This is a genomic window from Algoriphagus sp. SE2 (assembly GCF_039563885.1).
Lineage (GTDB): Bacteria > Bacteroidota > Bacteroidia > Cytophagales > Cyclobacteriaceae > Algoriphagus.
This window is the reverse complement of the sequence record NZ_JBCLWJ010000002.1, coordinates 112414-130337: the sequence shown is the minus strand read 5'-3', so window position 1 is coordinate 130337 and position 17924 is coordinate 112414. Positions and strand designations below refer to the sequence as shown.

At 38.7% G+C, this 17924-nt stretch carries 14 protein-coding genes; 9 read left to right on the top strand and 5 right to left on the bottom strand.

The annotated features are described in order from the left end of the window. Positions 1–29: 29 nt before the first annotated feature. Entirely contained in the window at positions 30–1523 is a 1494-nt protein-coding gene (locus tag AAGF08_RS02735; protein ID WP_343509409.1) for a RagB/SusD family nutrient uptake outer membrane protein, read from the bottom strand. Positions 1524–1535: 12 nt separating this feature from the next. After that, complete coding sequence (locus AAGF08_RS02730) at positions 1536–4673, bottom strand: TonB-dependent receptor (protein WP_343509408.1); 3138 nt, start codon at positions 4671–4673, stop codon at positions 1536–1538. Positions 4674–5101: 428 nt separating this feature from the next. Between AAGF08_RS02730 and AAGF08_RS02725 the strand changes: the two genes are divergently transcribed. Next, positions 5102–5275, top strand: coding sequence for a hypothetical protein (locus tag AAGF08_RS02725; protein ID WP_343509407.1), 174 nt, complete (start codon positions 5102–5104; stop codon positions 5273–5275). 253 nt (positions 5276–5528) lie between these two features. Further along, positions 5529–6275 carry a DUF1835 domain-containing protein gene (locus AAGF08_RS02720; RefSeq protein ID WP_343509406.1) on the top strand — a complete coding sequence of 249 codons (747 nt, stop codon included), beginning with the start codon at positions 5529–5531 and terminating at the stop codon, positions 6273–6275. A gap of 12 nt (positions 6276–6287) precedes the next feature. On the opposite strand, the gene AAGF08_RS02715 is transcribed toward AAGF08_RS02720, so the two are convergent. Both AAGF08_RS02715 and AAGF08_RS02710 read right to left on the bottom strand, forming a co-directional pair. Then, entirely contained in the window at positions 6288–6881 is a 594-nt protein-coding gene (locus tag AAGF08_RS02715; protein ID WP_343509404.1) for a hypothetical protein, read from the bottom strand. Further along, positions 6872–7378: a sigma-70 family RNA polymerase sigma factor gene (locus AAGF08_RS02710; RefSeq protein WP_343509403.1), complete on the bottom strand. Its 507-nt coding sequence runs from the start codon at positions 7376–7378 to the stop codon at positions 6872–6874. The genes AAGF08_RS02715 and AAGF08_RS02710 overlap by 10 nt, the downstream gene beginning before the upstream one ends. Before the next feature lie 157 nt (positions 7379–7535). Here AAGF08_RS02710 and AAGF08_RS02705 point away from each other — a divergent pair, with 157 nt between their 5' ends. From AAGF08_RS02705 to priA, 3 genes are read left to right on the top strand one after another with little or no spacing between them, the layout of a single operon-like run. Next, the gene (locus AAGF08_RS02705; protein ID WP_343509401.1) at positions 7536–8516 is read left to right on the top strand and encodes a GSCFA domain-containing protein; all 981 of its coding nucleotides are present in this window, start codon (positions 7536–7538) and stop codon (positions 8514–8516) included. A 9-nt stretch (positions 8517–8525) separates the two neighbouring features. After that, positions 8526–10562, top strand: coding sequence for a thioredoxin domain-containing protein (locus AAGF08_RS02700; RefSeq protein ID WP_343509400.1), 2037 nt, complete (start codon positions 8526–8528; stop codon positions 10560–10562). A 4-nt stretch (positions 10563–10566) separates the two neighbouring features. Further along, a complete protein-coding gene (priA, locus tag AAGF08_RS02695) occupies positions 10567–13089 on the top strand; it encodes a primosomal protein N' (protein ID WP_343509399.1) in 2523 nt (840 codons plus the stop codon). On the opposite strand, the gene AAGF08_RS02690 is transcribed toward priA, so the two are convergent. Continuing rightward, positions 13086–13976: an alpha/beta hydrolase gene (locus tag AAGF08_RS02690; RefSeq protein WP_343509398.1), complete on the bottom strand. Its 891-nt coding sequence runs from the start codon at positions 13974–13976 to the stop codon at positions 13086–13088. The genes priA and AAGF08_RS02690 overlap by 4 nt on opposite strands. Before the next feature lie 155 nt (positions 13977–14131). On the opposite strand from AAGF08_RS02690, the gene AAGF08_RS02685 reads away from it, so the two are divergent. From AAGF08_RS02685 to AAGF08_RS02670, 4 genes are all read left to right on the top strand, one after another. After that, positions 14132–15247 carry an efflux RND transporter periplasmic adaptor subunit gene (locus tag AAGF08_RS02685; protein WP_343509397.1) on the top strand — a complete coding sequence of 372 codons (1116 nt, stop codon included), beginning with the start codon at positions 14132–14134 and terminating at the stop codon, positions 15245–15247. Next, entirely contained in the window at positions 15244–16500 is a 1257-nt protein-coding gene (locus tag AAGF08_RS02680) for an FtsX-like permease family protein (RefSeq protein WP_343509396.1), read from the top strand. The genes AAGF08_RS02685 and AAGF08_RS02680 overlap by 4 nt, the downstream gene beginning before the upstream one ends. Continuing rightward, a complete protein-coding gene (locus AAGF08_RS02675; protein WP_343509395.1) occupies positions 16497–17207 on the top strand; it encodes an ABC transporter ATP-binding protein in 711 nt (236 codons plus the stop codon). The genes AAGF08_RS02680 and AAGF08_RS02675 overlap by 4 nt, the downstream gene beginning before the upstream one ends. 193 nt (positions 17208–17400) lie before the next feature. Further along, positions 17401–17700, top strand: coding sequence for a GIY-YIG nuclease family protein (locus AAGF08_RS02670; protein ID WP_343509394.1), 300 nt, complete (start codon positions 17401–17403; stop codon positions 17698–17700). Positions 17701–17924: the final 224 nt, after the last annotated feature.

Sequence of the window (17924 nt, the reverse complement as noted above, 5' to 3'; positions counted from 1 at the left end):
CCACGGGCTTTCGTATTTATTGCCTATCCTTAAGAAGGATTTTGCTCCATTAATTCGTTGGCGTTCAACTCATCTCTTGGAATTCTAAACTGCCAGTTGTTAGTACCTGCTGGTTCAGTGAATTTAGAGTTAATTACTGATTCAACGTGGTTTGCACCTGTCCTATCCAATGGAAGGTTTAGGCGCTTCAAGTCATACCATCTGAATCCTTCACCCCATAATTCAATCCTTCTTTGGATCATGATCTCATCGATCAATTCAGTACCGGTATTTGAAGAAAGTGTATAAGCTGAATCTCTTGTAGATACCAGTTCAAAAAGAACTTCCGCAGCTTGCGCGTCATTACCTGATCTTGCCAAAGCCTCAGCTTCAAGGAGGTACATTTCTGCCGCTCTCATGTAAGGTACATCACCTACAGAGGAAGCATTTCCCTGAGCAAGAAACTTACGGTTCATATAATCAATCTTCGCAAAGCTACTTAATGTAAGTTCGTCGATAAATGGATCTCTCAATTCTGGATCAGAAGCATTTGGATCCCAAAGACCTTTTCTTGCATCTGTATCAGGAATCATATCATAAAGCATGCTATTAATTGCCTTAGGGTTGTTTCTGATGTTTGTAGAACTGAAGTTCAAAGACATATATGCAAAGAAAGATGCAAAGAATGTTTGCTGATCGTCTACCTGACGGCTACCCCAAATCCACTCTGGGTTATCAACATTATTGAAACCTTCGTATAATTGGTCAGTGCTCATCAAAGAGAAACCTTCTCTTGCTTCTCTTGCCATTTGCGCAGCAACACTATAGTTCTCCTGAACCAATGCAATTCTAGCCTTGATCCCTTTTGCTACATTTATGTTTAAGTGAGACTTTGCGTTTCTGCTAGTTGTCAACAAACCAATGGCAGCATCAATATCAGCATTCACCTGAGCATAAACCTCAGCAATAGAGTTTCTTGCTCCACCTTCAGTAATTGGTTCTGTTACAATTGGAACACCCATCCCTGAGTTATCTCCACCTGCATCATAACGCTTTGCAAAAAGCTGAACCAAGTTGAAATGTGCCCAAGCTCTATAAGCTAAAGCCTGACCTTTAATCTCATCCTTTTCAACCTGAGGACCATCAGCATTATCAATATTCGCAATGATCATATTGGCATTACCGATCACTTTGTAATAGAACCTCCACACAAAGCGTACATCACCACTAGATTCATTGATATGGTTCAACCATCTTGAAATAGAAACAAACCAACCGTTACCAGTAGTAGTCATTACCACGTCTTCAGCCATTACTTCACGCATGATCATAACACTACCTTCTGCAGGTTGACCTTGGCTATCAAAACGGATAAACATCATTCTGTGAATACCATTCAAGGCAGTCATTGCATTTTGAGTGGTAGTAAATACCGACTCTTCAGATACTGCATCCGTTGGAACGGTATCCAAATAATCATCAGCACAACTAGTAGTTATGAATAGTGCGCCTGCGATAAATAGTTTACTTATTATATTTTTCATCGTCATTTTCAATTACAGGTTCACATTAATACCCAGCGTAAACGTTCTTGCTGGAGTGAAAGTATTGGAAGTAGTTCCGTTGAAAGTTCCTGAAACATACATTCCACTTCTAGATGATAACCAGCCTAAGTTTTCACCAGCTAGATAAACCGTAGCACCTCTCATCTTAACTCTTTCAAGCATTGCTCGTGGGAAGGTATAAGATAAATTTACGGACCTGAGATTCAAATAGGAAGCCGAAGTCAACCAGCGATCTGAAGCCACATTTGTACTAGCAGCTCCTGTCACATCCATCTTAGGAACATCAGTAACATCTCCTGGCTGTGTCCATCTATTCATGATATCTGTATGCAAAGCACCTCCATCAGGATCAGCAGACATCAAACCAGCGTAGATACCATCATAAATATCTCCACCTACTGCAAAACTCATCAATACATTTAAAGAGAATCCTTTGTAAGTGAACGTATTGGTGATACCACCAAAGAAGTCAGGAATTGCATTACCAGCAAAGTGATATCTCGCGTTTCCAAAATCAGTAGTCAAGGTATCTGTACCAACGATTTTAATATCTTCATCGCCAGCATCATATTCATCTGCTCTAAACAAACCTTCTCCAGTTTCTGGATCTACACCATACCAGTCTCTCAACCAGAAATCGTAGATTGATCTACCAACTACATACTTTTTAGTACCGTTGATTTGCTCATCAAAAGGAAGTTCTTTGAACTCATTTTTAAATGTTGAAACGTTTAGACCAACATTCCACTTGAAATCACCTGATCTTACAACATCACCTGCAATACTGAATTCAATACCAGTATTTGCCATAGTACCAATGTTCTGGAACTTAGAAGAAAGACCTGTTGTCAGAGAAAGAGGAACTTCAAAAAGCAAGTTTTGAGACTCTCTATTGAAATATTCGATGGTACCAGAGAATCTGTTTGCAAAGGCAAAATCAACTCCAATATCGAAGGTATTATTTGATTCCCACTGTAGGTCTCTAGCTGCTAAAGACGCCTGAAGAATTCCTGGCTCAGAAGCATTGTTAAAACCTAAATCATAAAGTGCTTGCCATGGATAGTATCCACCAACATTGTTGTTACCAACTTCACCATAAGAAGCTCTCAATTTCAATAATTGAATGAATGATGAATTGAAGAAATTCTCTCTGTCAATTGTCCAAGCAGCACCTACTGAATAGAAAGTACCCCATCTTACATCTTCGTAGAATCTTGAAGAACCATCAGTTCTCCATGATGCAGAGAAGGAATACTTGTCATCATATACATAATTCAATCTTGAGAAGTAAGACTCAATTCTATCTCTATCTAATCTTCCAGAAGCAGTATTGATTGTTACAAAATTGTCTGGCTCGATATTTCCAGCAAGGATTTGATCTTGCTTAGAGATAAACTGACGGTTTCTCTGGAAATCATAATTCTCGTGACCAAATAATGCTTCTACAAAGTGCTTGTCTCTAAACGTATTTGTATAAGAAAGCAATTGGTTAAAAGTCAAGGAATTAGTTCTGATATTCTCTCTTCTGGTTCTACCAGCTGGAGCTCCATCACCTACAATTTGGTTATCGTATCCAATATCAAGAAGTGAAGTCACATCTGATGAAATATTAGATCTGAAGTTGAAGTTCTTCAAGAAAGTAGCTTCAACATAAGCTCTTGCAGAAATCACATCACTGTCAAATCTGTCAATGTTCAAGTTTGTTTCCTGTACAACATGACGTCCTGGGAAAGAACCCGGACCTCTTCTTGGAAGACCTAATCCCACTAAATCACCCGTGTCATAAATTTTATCTCCAAATTCGTCAAGGATAAATCCACCTGTATTCATGTTTTGAGCATAAACTGGATAGATTGGTCCGATAGATCTTGCAGTAAAGAATGGATTAACAAAGCTATTGCTACCACCAGATCTCGCATTGTTTCCTTCACTCATAGTAGCAGAAAGGTTAATACCAGTCTTCATCCATTTTGTTGGAGAGGTATTTACATTCAAACGACCAGTGAATCTTTCGATATCAGATTTGATAACAAATCCTTTTTCATTCAAATAGTTGAAAGAAGTATAGAAATCTGTCTTATCTGAACCTCCAGAATACGTCATGTTATATTCTTTACGGTCACCCATTCGCTGTAACTCATCAAACCAATCTAGGCCTTGGAAGTTATTCACAGCATTTGAATTTAATGTACCGTCGGTTCCTACAATTTGATCATCAGGAACATTGTAAACATTGTATCCAAGAATATCAATCAGATTTTCAGAGGCATAAAGAGCAGCCTCGGCAGCAGTTGAACCAGAACCTAATTGGCTATTTTTTAGAGATTCCCAAACTACAGGATAGTACTGCTCAGCGCTGATACGATCATATTCCGGTAATGCTCTACCAGAAAAACCCTGCTGAACTCTCAAATTAAATGATGGCTGATTTTTCTTACCAGTTTTTGTAGTAATCATAATCACACCATTTGCCGCTCTAGACCCATAAAGTGCAGAAGAAGATGCATCTTTTAAGATGGTCATGTCAGCGATATCCTCTGGGTTAAGGTTAGAAAGGTCTCCATCATAAGGAACCCCGTCTACTACATAAAGAGGAGCTGAAGATGAGTTTACAGAACCTACACCTCTAATACGAACAGCAGGAGTAGAACCTGGCTGACCAGAAGCGGAAGTAGTAATTACACCTGGAGCCTGACCTTCAATCGCATTTACTACGTTGTTAATCGGTCTGTTAGCAATTTTGTCTGACTTTAATGCTACCGCTGAACCGGTAAAATTACCTTTATCAACTGTACCACCGTATGCAGTGATTACAACCTCTTCCAGATTCTGTGCATCAGGATTTAAGGTTACGTTAATTGTGCTTCGGTTTCCAATGACTTCTTCTTTGGCCAAATACCCGATATAGCTAAACACCAAGGTAGTTGCTCCATCTGGAACCTGTAAAACATAATTACCGTCAAGATCGGTGACCACCCCTATTGTGGTTCCCTTTACTAAAATGTTGACTCCAATGAGTCCTTCGGGCTCTTCGGGAGAAACTACCCTTCCAGTAATTGTGCGACTTTGCGCAAATGCTGAAACAGTAATCAACAAACCGAAGAGTAGGCTTAGTAATGCTTTTCTCATAAATTTTGTTGGTTAGTTACAATTATTTTAAGACTCAGTAAACTGAATGTCAAAATTAATCAAACAATAACAGATGACTAAATTTATTAAACAAATAATAATCTTAAAGTGAATTAATAATTTATAAAAACGGTAAAAAATGAATTTAAAAGAATTTTAGATCGTTTTCAGACAAAATCATAAAGTGTCTGTTTATGAGACAGTTATAGAACGTCCGGTCAAAATTGAATTATTTTAAGAGAAATAATATAACAAAAATTAGAAATTTAATTGATAAAAATATAATAACGATCGGATAATAATTAGTAGAACTAAGACAACTTTCAATGTATATACATATAATGTTCTTTATCTGAAATTTTATGATTATTGATATTTTATATAATTATTTTATTTTTTTTAGATAAAAAATATAATCTTTTTTAAAAATGGCAGAATTAAAAACAGGACCTTATAATGATTCCTCCATTGATTTTTTAAATGAGATCGAGAATCCCAAAAGGAAAAAAGACGGTTTTGGACTTCTAAAAATAATCTCCAAAGAAACCAATGAAACACCAGTTCCCTGGGGTCCAAGCATCATTGGTTTTAGAAAATTTTAATACAAGTGTAAATCCCGTAGTGAAGAAATCTGGTTTCCCGTGGGATTTTCTCCAAGAAAGAAAGCTTTAAGTCTTTATTTGATGAAAAGTTTTTCCGAATTTGGAAATTCATTAAAAATCCCTGGGAAACCCCGAATTTCAAAGGGATATTTAAATATTAAAAGATTAATAGAAGTAAATGAATCGGTTCTTAGGCAAATGATTCGGGAATGTTATACCGATATCTTGAAAAAAGACCAAAAATCAACCTAGCATGTTACATATACTCAATGGCGATTCCTTAGCTGACAAATTCCCAAATGATATTCACGGCGACAGAGCTATTATAAGAGAATGTTTAGTCGATGGACCTGTGGAGGCACATTCCCTGGAAGAATTATGGGTAGTGAGAGATGAATTTCTATCTAATGCATACGGAAATAGCCCTGACCAAAATTATTTTGAAAAAGTAGTCCCTGAATTTGAGAAAATTTTAACGGTCTCATCCAATACTAAAGTTTACTGCTGGTTTGAATTAGACTTGTTTTGCCAGGTAAATTTCTGGTTCGTGATGCACCTTTTGGAAAAGCACAAAGGTGACATTTATCTGGTCCTTCCGGAAAAAGCAGATCTTAGATTAGGATATGCAGAATTAAATGATCGCCAGATTGAAGAACATTATAGAGATGCGAAGCTCCTGACCAAAAACCAACGAGAAGTTTTAGCAAATCTTTGGAAGATGTACCAATTGCATCATATCGATGAAGCAATGACTCTTTCTAAACAAGTAGTCTTTGAATTACCTTTTCTTCTCCCTGCAGTTCAAGCATGGAAAGACAGCATTCCGCATGGGGAATATCCAGGAAAACCAAAAGCCACAATTATTGAAATCATAAAAACAATAGGTACTGATGATTTTCCTAAAGTCTTTCGAGAATTCCGAAACCAAGTTCCTATTTATGGATTTGGAGACCTTCAAGTCAAAAGACTCTATGACGAAGTAAAAAAAGAAGCTGTCTAGCAGCTTCTTTTTTTATTTTAATTCCGAAAGCAATTGCTCTGAGGAATCGATTACTTTTCTATATTTCCCAAGTGCCCAACGACTGAAAAAGTACATCAGCAAAATACCAGCAGGCAAGTAAATCGCCCAAAAAATCGGTTTGGAAATAAGATTTGTATTACCTTGAATTTCCGAGATTGGAGGTAAAATAGTGATTAGCATAAGACCTCCAAAGATCATCCCATAGCGCTGTACATTAAAAAATCTGATTTTGCTCTTCGTGAATTTTTCGAGCATCTTAGCAGGTGCATCTTCCTCAATTTTCACATTTCGCATCCCTTTCAAAGCTGATAAACTTGCCAGAGGAAGTAAAGTGAGGATCAGGATAGTAATCATGGCGAAAATCTGATTGTACCATATTTCCAGATCTGGGAATTTCGATAGTAAATACATGGCATAGATATAACATACCACGGATCCGATCATTTCGGGTAAGCGGATACCATCCAGCTTTTTTCTGAATTTTTGTTTCGTAATTTCCATTAATAGTTCTTTTTGAATTTTATCCTGCTTTTCAATCTTCTGGGTCAAATCAGCCCAAAGGGTTTGCATTTCTTCTAGTTCCATATTTTTGTCGGTTTAGGCGTGGCTTCAGACTTTAATTTTTGTTTAATGCGGGACATTCTAGTGCCAACATTACTGGTAGTAATCCCCGTTATCTGCCCAATCTCTTCGTAGTTTTTGCCTTCAAGGAACAAAAACATAATTCCCCTATCCAAGAGACTTAATTTTCGAATCTGAGCATAGAGCCATTGGATTTTTTCCTCCTTTTCACTTTCCATGGGTTCAGAATAATTGAACAAGGTCTGATCCATGGAAACCATCAAAGGCCTCTTTTTTGACTTATTCAAATGTGTGATAGCTGTGTTCATACCTACCCGGTAAAGCCAGGTGCTAGGTTTGGAAGCTTTTTTAAAATGATCGAAGGACTTCCAAGTCTGATAGACTATTTCCTGATACAGATCATCCTGTTCAGCTTTTTCCTTGGAATAAATCAACGTGATCTTATAGATCAACCCCTGATTCTCCTGGATCAATTGAATGAATTCCTCCTCTTTGCTCATTTACTTGGTTTTCTTTATTAGTCTCTCCTTTTTCTAAAAAATCACAGTTCCTCCGAAAATATTTTCAAATCCCCATAAAATGTTGCTAAAAACAAGGAATCACTCATCTTCTTGGAAGCTTCTTACCTTCTAAGATACCAATTGCTTATTTTCGAATATGCAATGGACAACAAGTTTCGAAATTCCCTCCTACCCTAATCTTGTTTCTTACGAGGATAAGATCCTAAGTATGGGTTCCTGCTTTGCAGAAAGTATGGGCAAACGAATGCAAGATTCTAAATTTGACATCGTCATCAATCCCTTTGGGACAATTTTCAATCCAATTGCGATTCAAAGACTCCTCAAAATGGCACTGGATTCATCCTCTTTTCCAGAAAATCTTTATTTGGAAAGAGAAGCAATGCATTTCCACTATTTAGCTCATTCGCAAGTGATGGGATATTCAATAGAGGAATTAAGAGGAAAGCTAAGCGGCGAATTAAGCCTCACAAAAGATTATCTGGAAAATGGAAATTTACTGATCCTCACTTTTGGAACTGCCTGGATATATGAGTTGGTAGAATCGGGTGAGCAAGTAGCAAATTGTCATAAACAGCCTGGCAATTTGTTTAAAAAGCGTCTGCTTAGCTTAGAAGAAATGACAGATGCACTGACCTCAACAATTTCAGAAATATCCGAAATCAACCCTCACCTTAAACTAATCCTAACTGTAAGTCCGGTGAGACATATCAAAGATGGGGTTCCTGAGAACCAATTAAGTAAAAGTCTACTGAGAGTACTTTGTGGTAATTTGGAAAAACAGTTTGAGCAAGTCCATTATTTTCCTTCCTATGAAATCATGGTGGATGAATTACGGGACTATCGATTTTATAAACCTGATTTAATCCACCCTACTGAACAGGCAGAAGAATATATCTGGGAAAAATGGAAAACCTCTCTCTTTACCAAAGAAACCCAAAATCTTTTCGATCAAATAAAAAGCGTTAATCTTGACTTGGCGCATAGACCCTTAAATCCTAAAAGCGAGGCACATCAGAAATTCCTGAGAAACTTAAAGGGAAAACTGGAACGATTAAACGATCAATTTGATTTTTCAAGTGAACTGGAAAAAGTAACTACCGAGCTTTCCAATTTTTGAATCCATACCATGAGCCAAACCACCAATAGACTGATCACGAGTCAAAGCCCTTATTTACTTCAGCATGCGCATAATCCTGTAGACTGGTATCCTTGGGGACCTGAAGCCTTAAAAAGAGCTGAAATCGAGAACAAACCGATCCTCGTTTCAATTGGCTATTCAGCATGCCATTGGTGTCATGTGATGGAGCGGGAAAGTTTTGAAGATCAAATCACAGCTGATCTGATGAATGATAATTTTATCTGCATCAAGATCGACCGAGAGGAAAGACCGGATATAGATAATATATATATGGATGCGGTGCAGGCCATGGGACTACAAGGAGGATGGCCCTTGAATGTTTTTTTGATGCCAAACCAAAAACCATTTTACGGGGGCACTTATTTCCCAAACAGCCAATGGAAAAATCTTTTGGCCAATATAGCAGACGCATTTGCAAAGCATGAGGATCAGCTAGCTGAAAGTGCTGCAAGTTTTGGGATTAGTATTTCAAAAAAAGAGACTGAAAAATATGGCATCCGTTCAGGAGAATCAGAATTGGATCCGGATGATCTTGCCGAAGCTATTGCTAAATTAAGTAGCCAATTTGATCCAGAATGGGGAGGGATGAATAGAATTCCAAAATTCCCTATGCCTGCAATCTGGGGTTTTGTCTTAGACTATGCTGTTTTAAGTAAAAGTCAAAGCCTTATCGATAAAGTCCTTTTCACCCTTCGAAAAATCGGAATGGGGGGAATATATGATCAGATCCGAGGGGGATTTGCCAGATATTCTGTGGATGGGGAATGGTTTGCCCCACACTTTGAGAAGATGCTTTACGATAACGGGCAACTTTTAGAACTCTATTCGAAAGCTTATCAGATAAGTAAAGATGATTTTTTCCTTGAAAAAGTAACGGAAACTATCGGATGGCTTCAGGATGAAATGCTTCAGGAAGAAGGAGGATTCCATTCTGCTCAAGATGCCGATAGCGAAGGCGTCGAAGGAAAATTTTATACTTGGGCTTATGCAGAGCTTGAAAAAATAATCCCTAATGACATATCCTGGATTACAGAATTATACAATCTAAAGTCTAATGGAAATTGGGAAGAGGGAGTCAACATTCTATTTCAGACAAATAGTTATAAAGAAGTTGCTGAAAGCCACGGAATGACTGAAAAAGAATTAAATCTGAAACTAATTGAAATCAAGAGAAAGCTTCTCGAAGTAAGAAATCAGAGGATCTTTCCTGGAAATGATGATAAAATACTCAGTGGTTGGAATGGCTTAATGGCTTCTGGATTGATTCAAGCCTACTTCGCAACAGGGAATAAGTCCGCATTAGATCTTGCTATTTCAAACAGGAAATTTATTCAAGAAAAAATGACTGTATCTGGAAAACTTTTCAGATCCTATAAAAACGGTAAGGCTTACACTCCTGCATTCTTGGAAGATTATGCTTCTATAATCAAAACTGATTTGTTGCTTTTTCAAGCCTCTGCAAATTCTGACTATTTGAATGCTGCCGAAAAACTTACCGAAATCTGTATCAAAGAGTTTTTCGATGAAAGCGATGGCTTTTTCTTTTTCAACAATCCAAACGCTGAAAAACTGATTGCCGATAAGAAGGAACTATTTGACAATGTCATTCCTGCATCCAACTCAATCATGGCAAGAAATCTGCACCAGCTTTCTATTTTCACCTATAATGAAAAATATGATTCGATAGCTAAAAAGATGCTTGGTGGGATGAAGGATCTTATTCTTAAAGATCCTGGATTCCTTTGTAATTGGGCAAATTTATATCTTGAAAATCTTGTTCCGACTGCAGAAATCGCAATCGTGGGAAAAGGAGCTGAAGCTTTAGCTGAAAAATTTAAAGCAACTTACCTTCCGAATTTATTACTCGCCTATTCTGAGGAAATGACAGAAACTGCCCCTATACTTCAAGGAAAAACTCCCGATTCCGAAGGAAATGCCTTAATTTATGTTTGCTTTGATCATGCCTGTCAAAAACCTGTCAGCGCTTATGAAGAAGCAATTTCTCAACTCCCTTATTTAGGCTGATTCCTTGGAAAGTTTGTTTGGTAATCAAGATTTATTCCCAGAAGAAGAAAGTAATTCTTTTGCAGATATCATCCTGCCGGTACCTATCCCGCGCATGTTTACCTATCGTATTCCCCACAGCCTAGAAAATCAGGTTCAGATTGGCGCAAGGGTAATTGTTCAATTTGGCAAAAAGAAAGTATTGACCGGAATTATTGGGAAAGTACATAACAAAACCCCACAGGCTTACGAAGCCAAACCCATCCTAGATATTTTAGATGATCAGCCCACAGTAAATCCGCTCCAAATTCGTTTTTGGGTTTGGATGGCTGAATATTATTGTTGTCACATTGGAGAAGTCATGCTGGCAGCTTTACCCTCGGGACTAAGGCTAAGCAGTGAAAGTAAGGTGCAGTTAAACCCCAATTTCAATCCTGAAACGAGTCCCTACCCCCTTGATGAGCGGGAAGAAAAAATTCTTGATGCCCTGGAAAATTCAGCAGAACTCAGCTATGATGACTGCGAAAAAATTCTTGGAATCAAGACTATCCACCCGATTCTCAAAAGCTTGGTCATCAAAGAGGCCATTTTGATATTTGAAAGGGTTCAGGAAAAATATAATCCCAAAGTTGAAACCAGAATCAAGCTCAAAAACGAATTAGCTCAGGATAAGAAAGCATTAGAGGCTCTTTTTTCGGAATTATCCGGGAAAGCTAAACAAGAATCAATTCTACTTAAATATCTAAGGGACATTCCGGTTTTTAATAACCCTGCTTTGAATGAAAAAGGGCTGGATAAAGCAAAACTATTGGAAGAAGGTGATTCTGAAAGCTCTCTAAAAACGTTGATCAAAAACGGTGTTTTTGAATCCTTTAAACAAGTAGTCAACCGAATTGATGAGACTGAGGTTACTGCTGGAGAATTAATTCTTTCAGATAAGCAAGAGGTCGCTGTTTCTGAAATCAAACAACATTTCGAATCCAAACAGACAGTCTTATTACATGGAATCACAGGTAGTGGGAAAACCGAGATCTATATTCAGCTGATCCAAGAAGTTTTAGAATCGGGCTCTCAAGTGCTGATGTTATTACCCGAAATCGCTTTGACCACGCAGATTGTAGCGAGACTGAAGCAGGTTTTTGGAAGCCAAATGGGCGTTTATCATTCTAAATACTCGGATAGCGAACGGGTGGAAGTCTGGAATGGGGTGATTTCAGGAAGATTCCCATTTGTAGTAGGTGTGCGTTCCTCTATCTTTTTGCCTTTTGATAGTTTGGGAATGATAATAGTAGATGAGGAGCATGAATCAAGCTTTAAACAATTTGATCCGGCTCCCAGATTTCAGGCGCGGGATTCTGCAATCATGCTTGCTTATTTTCACCAGGCAAAAACGTTGTTAGGTTCAGCGACACCTTCTTTTGAGTCCTACTTCAATGCGACTGAAACTGATAAATACGGTTTGGTCGAACTACCGGAGCGCTATGGGAATTCCAATCTTCCTGAATTTCATTTGGCTGACCTAAGTGCGGACAAAAGAAAAAACCTACTGAAAGTCGACACTACACGTATGATGCGGGAGAAAATTCAAGATGCATTAGGAAAGCAGGAGCAAGTTTTGATTTTTCAAAATAGAAGAGGCTATTCACCCTATATACAATGTGAAGATTGCGGTTGGACAGGACAATGTATCCAATGCGATGTAAGTCTGACCTACCATCAATTTTCGGAAGAGTTGCGATGCCACTATTGTGGATACAAGGAAAAAGTCCCCTCCTCTTGTCCTGCCTGCGGAAGTACCCAATTGGCGACCATGGGAATGGGAACAGAGCGGATTGAGGAGTCCCTAGGTTTGCTTTTTCCTGAAGCTCGGATCGGAAGAATGGATCTTGATACCACCCGAAGTAAATATGGCTATCAAAAACTTCTGGATGAATTTGGTGCAAGACATATTGATATTCTGGTCGGAACTCAAATGATCACCAAAGGACTCGATTTTGGAAATGTGACTGTAGTCGGGGTTTGGGACGGAGACAGGATTTTAAACTTTCCCGACTTCCGGTCTGGTGAAAGAGCCTATCAGCAAATCACCCAAGTAGCCGGAAGAGCTGGAAGAAGAGAAGCGAAGGGAAATGTAATCATCCAAACCCGAAAACCTGATGAGGCAATTTACAATCAGGTTATTAAAGGAGATTATTTTGAGTTTTATAAACAGGAAATGCATGAGCGGAGGCAATTTTATTATCCCCCATTTGTAAAACTGATCAAAATCACCACCCGTCACACGGATTTTAAAACAGCAGAAAAAGCAGCTTTGGCGCTCCACCAACATATGTCAAAAATTGCGGTAAAGAAAATTGTACTTGGACCTGAAAAAGCGATCATCGGCAGGATAAAAAATCAATATCAATTCGAGAGTTTGATCAAACTTGAAAAATCCGGGGCGTCGCAAACTGACTTTAAGAATCAATTAGCCAGCATTCAGGAAACGATCAAAGCCAATCAGGAATTCCGATCGGTTCGATTTATTGTGGATGTAGATCCTAATTAAGGTTTTAAACTGGTTGATTTTCTAGCCTCGCCTACCTCCTTTTTAATGAACCCAAGCACATCATCATATCCCTTACTTCCCGTCCAGAAAAATTGAGTGATCATAGGAATATGCTTTTTATGCCGATAAAATTCATAGTCTACCTCCACATTTTCCTCTTGTGCTTTCGCTAAAAATCGATCTATGCTTACTTCAATACTTGGATAGGTTCTTTCACCTTCTAAAATAAGTAATGGGATTTTTTGACTTTCTAGAAAATAGATGGGTGAATAAGCTTTCCAAACTTCCGGATCCTTAGTAAACGTTTTTATATATTTTTCTCCTTCCTTTGGGTAATCGCTCAAAAACCAGTTCATATCCAATCCCGCTGGATCAATTAGAATCCCGCCTTGAATCGGATTTCCAATGCCCATTTCTTCAAAATACTCATTATTGGTAGCTAATACTGCTGCCAGATGGGCTCCTGCAGAATGTCCAGAAATAAATATCTGATCCGGATTTCCACCATAGTTTTCAATATTATTTTTTGTCCAGAGAACTGCCTGAGCGGCAGTTTCCACCATATCTTCTATTTGAAATTCCGGAGAAAGCGGGTAATCTGCTATGACTGTTACTACCTCCCTCCTTGCCATCCTACTCCCCAAAAAATCATAGATTTCCTTTCTACCACTTTCCCAGCTTCCTCCATATAAAAAGACCAATACCGGTAGATTCTTTTTGGATTTCTTGGGAGAGAAAACATTCAATTCCTTACTTGGAATGGAAGGATTAATGCCAGAATCTGTAAAAATCAATCCCTTATCTCGATGAATCCCTTTAAATGCACAAGAATTTAAAATCAGCACAAATCCTAAAAAAACGCTGAACTTCAAAAAGATACTTCTCATTAGCGAATGAAATAGATAATTAATCGGTCAACTAAGTTAGTTCAATTCGATACAAATTGGAATAAAATGACAGCAAAGATCAATTAAACTGGACTTATCTAGTAATTGTCCTTATTTTCAAAGAAACAAAACCCGAATACACTCAAAACAACGGTATGAACAAACGCTTTCCTGAGCACTCAAATTATTTTCTGATTTTTTATTCAACAGTTTTCTGTCTCAGTATGTTTAGCTGCGGATCAGACTCCGATGAATCAATCAAGCCTGAAATAAAATCAATTACAGAATCAGTTTATGCTTCTGGAAACATCAAGGCGGTAGATCAGTATGATGCATTCACCAATGCAAGCGGCCCAATTCAGGAAATTTTTGTTCAGGAAGGTGATTCCGTTTCCATTGGAACACCCCTTCTAGCAGTCTTTAGTGAACGGGAAAAGCTTAGTCGGGAAAATGCGGAAATTGCAAAAGCTTATGCAGGCTTACAGGCAAACCAGTCCAGACTTAGGGATTTGCAACTCACAATCGATGTCAATAAAAGCAAAATGCAGAATGACTCGCTACTCTACGTTCGCCAGAAAGCCCTTCACGATCAGAATATCGGTACAGAAGTAGAATTTGAACAGAGGAAATTGAATTGGGAAAATTCTAAAACTGCCTATGAATCTGCCTTGATCCGATACAATGACCTCAAGCGTGAAATCGAATTCAATTCCAATAGCGCTTCCAAAAATTTGGCCATCAGCAAAGTTCTGGAGAGTGATTATGTCCTAAAAAGCAAAATCAACGGGAAAGTCTATGCATTATTAAAAGAAAGAGGAGAAATGGTGACACCGCAGGTAGTATTGGCGGTCCTCGGAAGTGCTGATAAATTCCTATTGGAGCTTCAGGTTGACGAATATGATATCGCCAAAGTAAAAGTTGGGCAAGAAGTATCCGTATCCATGGACAGTTATAAGGGGGAGGTTTTTAAGGCTGTTGTGACCAAAGTCTACCCTATCATGGATACCCAAACCAAAAGCTTTACCGTTGAGGCAGAATTTAGTATAGCCCCTCCCCAGCTCTATCCGAATCTCAGTTTGGAAGCAAATATTATTACCGAGGTGAAAGAAAATGCACTGGTGATTCCGAGAGGTTATTTGATTGCAGATTCTTTAGTGATAAATGAAAATGAAGACACCTTGAGAGTTAAGACAGGAATCAAAAACTACCAGTTCGCAGAAATTTTAGAAGGAATCGATGCTTCAACCGTTTTGATCAAGCCAACTTTATGAAGTGGAGTTTAATACTTGAAATCTCCCAAGCACTGATGACCGCCAGGTTAAAGCAAACCTTAGTGGCTGCCGTAGGGGTGACTTTCAGCATCACCATGTTTGTGACCTTGCTTGGCTTTATGAACGGGTTGAATACCATGTTGGATGGGCTGGTATTGAACAGAACGCCACATATCCGATTCTATAATGAAATCAAGCCTAATCCAGATCAACCAATCGATTTAAGTGAAGAGTTTTCGAATTCTTTGAATATCATTAGGTCGATCAAACCAAGTACCAGTAGGCTTTCTATTCACAACAGCGAGTCTATTATGAAAACCTTGGAATCAGACGTTCGCGTGAAGGGGCTCAGCCCTAAAATCTCAGCGCAGGTATTTTTCAATGTCGGAGCGATTGATGTCACGGGGGTAGTAAATGGAATAGATGTAGACAAAGAAGCCGAACTTTTTGCCTTTCGGGATTATATCACAGCAGGGAATTACGAAGAAATAAAACAGACCAATAGCATCATACTTGGAAAAGGTGCCGCCAATCGAATGCTAGCGGATATTGGAGATGTGATTCAGGCTACTTCTGCCCGAGGGAATACCATCCAACTGAAGGTAGTAGGCTATTATGAATCGGGATTAGCCGATTATGATAATGTCAATAGTTTTGCTTCGATTGAAACCGTACAAAAAATGTTGGGCGAGCCTGCCTCTTACATCACTGATATTCAAGTAAAACTGACGGATCTGGATCTTGCCCCTCCTATGGCTAAAGAGTATCGAGAGATTTTTGGAATTGATGCAGATGATATTCAGACAGTCAATGCTCAGTTTGAAACAGGGTCCTCCATCAGGAATTTGATCAGCTATGTGGTCGGCATCACTTTGCTGGTAGTATCAGGCTTTGGTATATACAATATCTTGAACATGATGATTTATGAGAAATTGGACACCATCGCAATTCTCAAAGCAATTGGGTTTAACTCAACAGATGTCAAACGTATTTTCATAACAATCGCTTTGGCCATTGGCGTAATCGGAGGAAGCATTGGGCTGATTTTGGGATATTTTGCTTGTTTGGGAATCGAACGAATCCCATTTGAAACGGAAGCATTGCCGACTATCAAGACTTACCCTGTAGATTTTAGCATCAAGTACTACCTGATTGGTGGGATATTTTCAATAGTCACTACCTATTTTGCCGGATTTCTCCCAGCAAGAAAAGCCAGTAGCGTAGACCCGGTAGATATAATCAGAGGAAAATGAAACAGGAAAAACCTACCGCTTTGGAAGCCCGAAACATCGATAAGTATTTTTACAACCCGATAAAAACTCAGGTGTTGAAGAAGATCTCTTTTGATATTCCAAAAGGTGAATTTGTTTCAGTAGTTGGAAAATCGGGATGTGGGAAATCTACCCTGCTCTATATCTTATCCACCATGGACACGGCTTTTTCCGGGGAGCTCTGGATGGACGGGGAATTAATTTCCGGAAAACCGGCGAATTATCTTGCCAAGCTTCGAAATGAAAAGATCGGGTTTGTTTTTCAGTTCCACTACCTATTACATGAATTTACAGTGCTCGAAAACATCATGATTCCAGGGCTGAAGCTGGGCAAATATTCCAGAGAGGAATTGGAACACCGGGCAATGGAAAAGCTTAGGATTTTCGAGATGGAAGACCATGCCATGAAGAAAGCTTACCAGATTTCCGGAGGTCAAAAACAGCGGGTTGCCATTGCGAGGGCCTTAATAAACGATCCCTTACTCATCATGGGTGATGAACCGACGGGAAATCTGGACCAAAAAAACGCAGACATCGTTTTCAACAAATTCAAGGAATTGGCGCATGAATTCGGACAGACATTACTTATTGTCACGCACGACCAGGACTTCGCCGAAGGCACCGACCGGATCATCGAGATGGAAGATGGAAAAATCATCAAAGGGCATAGTTCGGGAAGGGAGGAGTAGGGAGTAGGGATTAGGGAGCAGTTAGTAGTTTAGTAATTTAAACGTCATTGCGAGGAGGAGGAACGACGACGTGGCAATCTCGGGAATTTGAACGTCATTGCGAGGAGGTACGAGGAAGCAATCTCGTAATTAATGTAGCATCACATAGTTTTACCGAAATTCTATAAAAATAATATTTTTCTAATTTCAGGAAATGCAAAAAGGAGGAGCAGTTTATATCATGGCTAATGCTAGGAATACTGTGCTTTATACTGGTGTTACCAATGATCTTTTTAGAAGAATTTCTGAACACAGAAATGGATTAAATCCAAATGCATTTACCTCTAAATACAATTTGATCAAAATAGTATATTTTGAGTCTTTTAATTCTATTGAAGAAGGTATAATTCGAGAAAAACAAATCAAAGGTAGAAGCCGAAAAAAGAAGGAAGAACTGATCAATTCCATCAATCCAGAATGGAAAGATTTATGGAATGATATCAAGGAATGGTAAAGTTTGTTTCTATGACAGCAGAAAAATAATCCTACACCAAATATTGTAACGTCATTGCGAGGAGGCTCGTAAGTCGAAGGGCAATCTCGAGCAATTTATCTGGATTGCCACGCTGCGCTCGCAATGACGGTGCTATTACGAAAGAGAAACAACCTAAGCAATCTAGTTTTAATTGAACTTCATTTCGAGGAGGCTCTTAAGCCGACGTGGCAATCCCCATATAT

What these genes read in the sequence shown, in the direction of transcription:
- AAGF08_RS02675 (WP_343509395.1), top strand. Translation starts at nt 16,497, where the DNA reads ATGAAACAGGAAAAACCTACCGCTTTGGAAGCCCGAAACATCGATAAG.
- AAGF08_RS02735 (WP_343509409.1), bottom strand. Translation starts at nt 1,523, where the DNA reads ATGAAAAATATAATAAGTAAACTATTTATCGCAGGCGCACTATTCATA.
- AAGF08_RS02685 (WP_343509397.1), top strand. Translation starts at nt 14,132, where the DNA reads ATGAACAAACGCTTTCCTGAGCACTCAAATTATTTTCTGATTTTTTAT.
- AAGF08_RS02730 (WP_343509408.1), bottom strand. Translation starts at nt 4,673, where the DNA reads ATGAGAAAAGCATTACTAAGCCTACTCTTCGGTTTGTTGATTACTGTT.
- AAGF08_RS02715 (WP_343509404.1), bottom strand. Translation starts at nt 6,881, where the DNA reads ATGGAACTAGAAGAAATGCAAACCCTTTGGGCTGATTTGACCCAGAAG.
- AAGF08_RS02710 (WP_343509403.1), bottom strand. Translation starts at nt 7,378, where the DNA reads ATGAGCAAAGAGGAGGAATTCATTCAATTGATCCAGGAGAATCAGGGG.
- AAGF08_RS02720 (WP_343509406.1), top strand. Translation starts at nt 5,529, where the DNA reads ATGTTACATATACTCAATGGCGATTCCTTAGCTGACAAATTCCCAAAT.
- AAGF08_RS02700 (WP_343509400.1), top strand. Translation starts at nt 8,526, where the DNA reads ATGAGCCAAACCACCAATAGACTGATCACGAGTCAAAGCCCTTATTTA.
- AAGF08_RS02690 (WP_343509398.1), bottom strand. Translation starts at nt 13,976, where the DNA reads ATGAGAAGTATCTTTTTGAAGTTCAGCGTTTTTTTAGGATTTGTGCTG.
- AAGF08_RS02680 (WP_343509396.1), top strand. Translation starts at nt 15,244, where the DNA reads ATGAAGTGGAGTTTAATACTTGAAATCTCCCAAGCACTGATGACCGCC.
- AAGF08_RS02670 (WP_343509394.1), top strand. Translation starts at nt 17,401, where the DNA reads ATGCAAAAAGGAGGAGCAGTTTATATCATGGCTAATGCTAGGAATACT.
- AAGF08_RS02725 (WP_343509407.1), top strand. Translation starts at nt 5,102, where the DNA reads ATGGCAGAATTAAAAACAGGACCTTATAATGATTCCTCCATTGATTTT.
- AAGF08_RS02705 (WP_343509401.1), top strand. Translation starts at nt 7,536, where the DNA reads ATGCAATGGACAACAAGTTTCGAAATTCCCTCCTACCCTAATCTTGTT.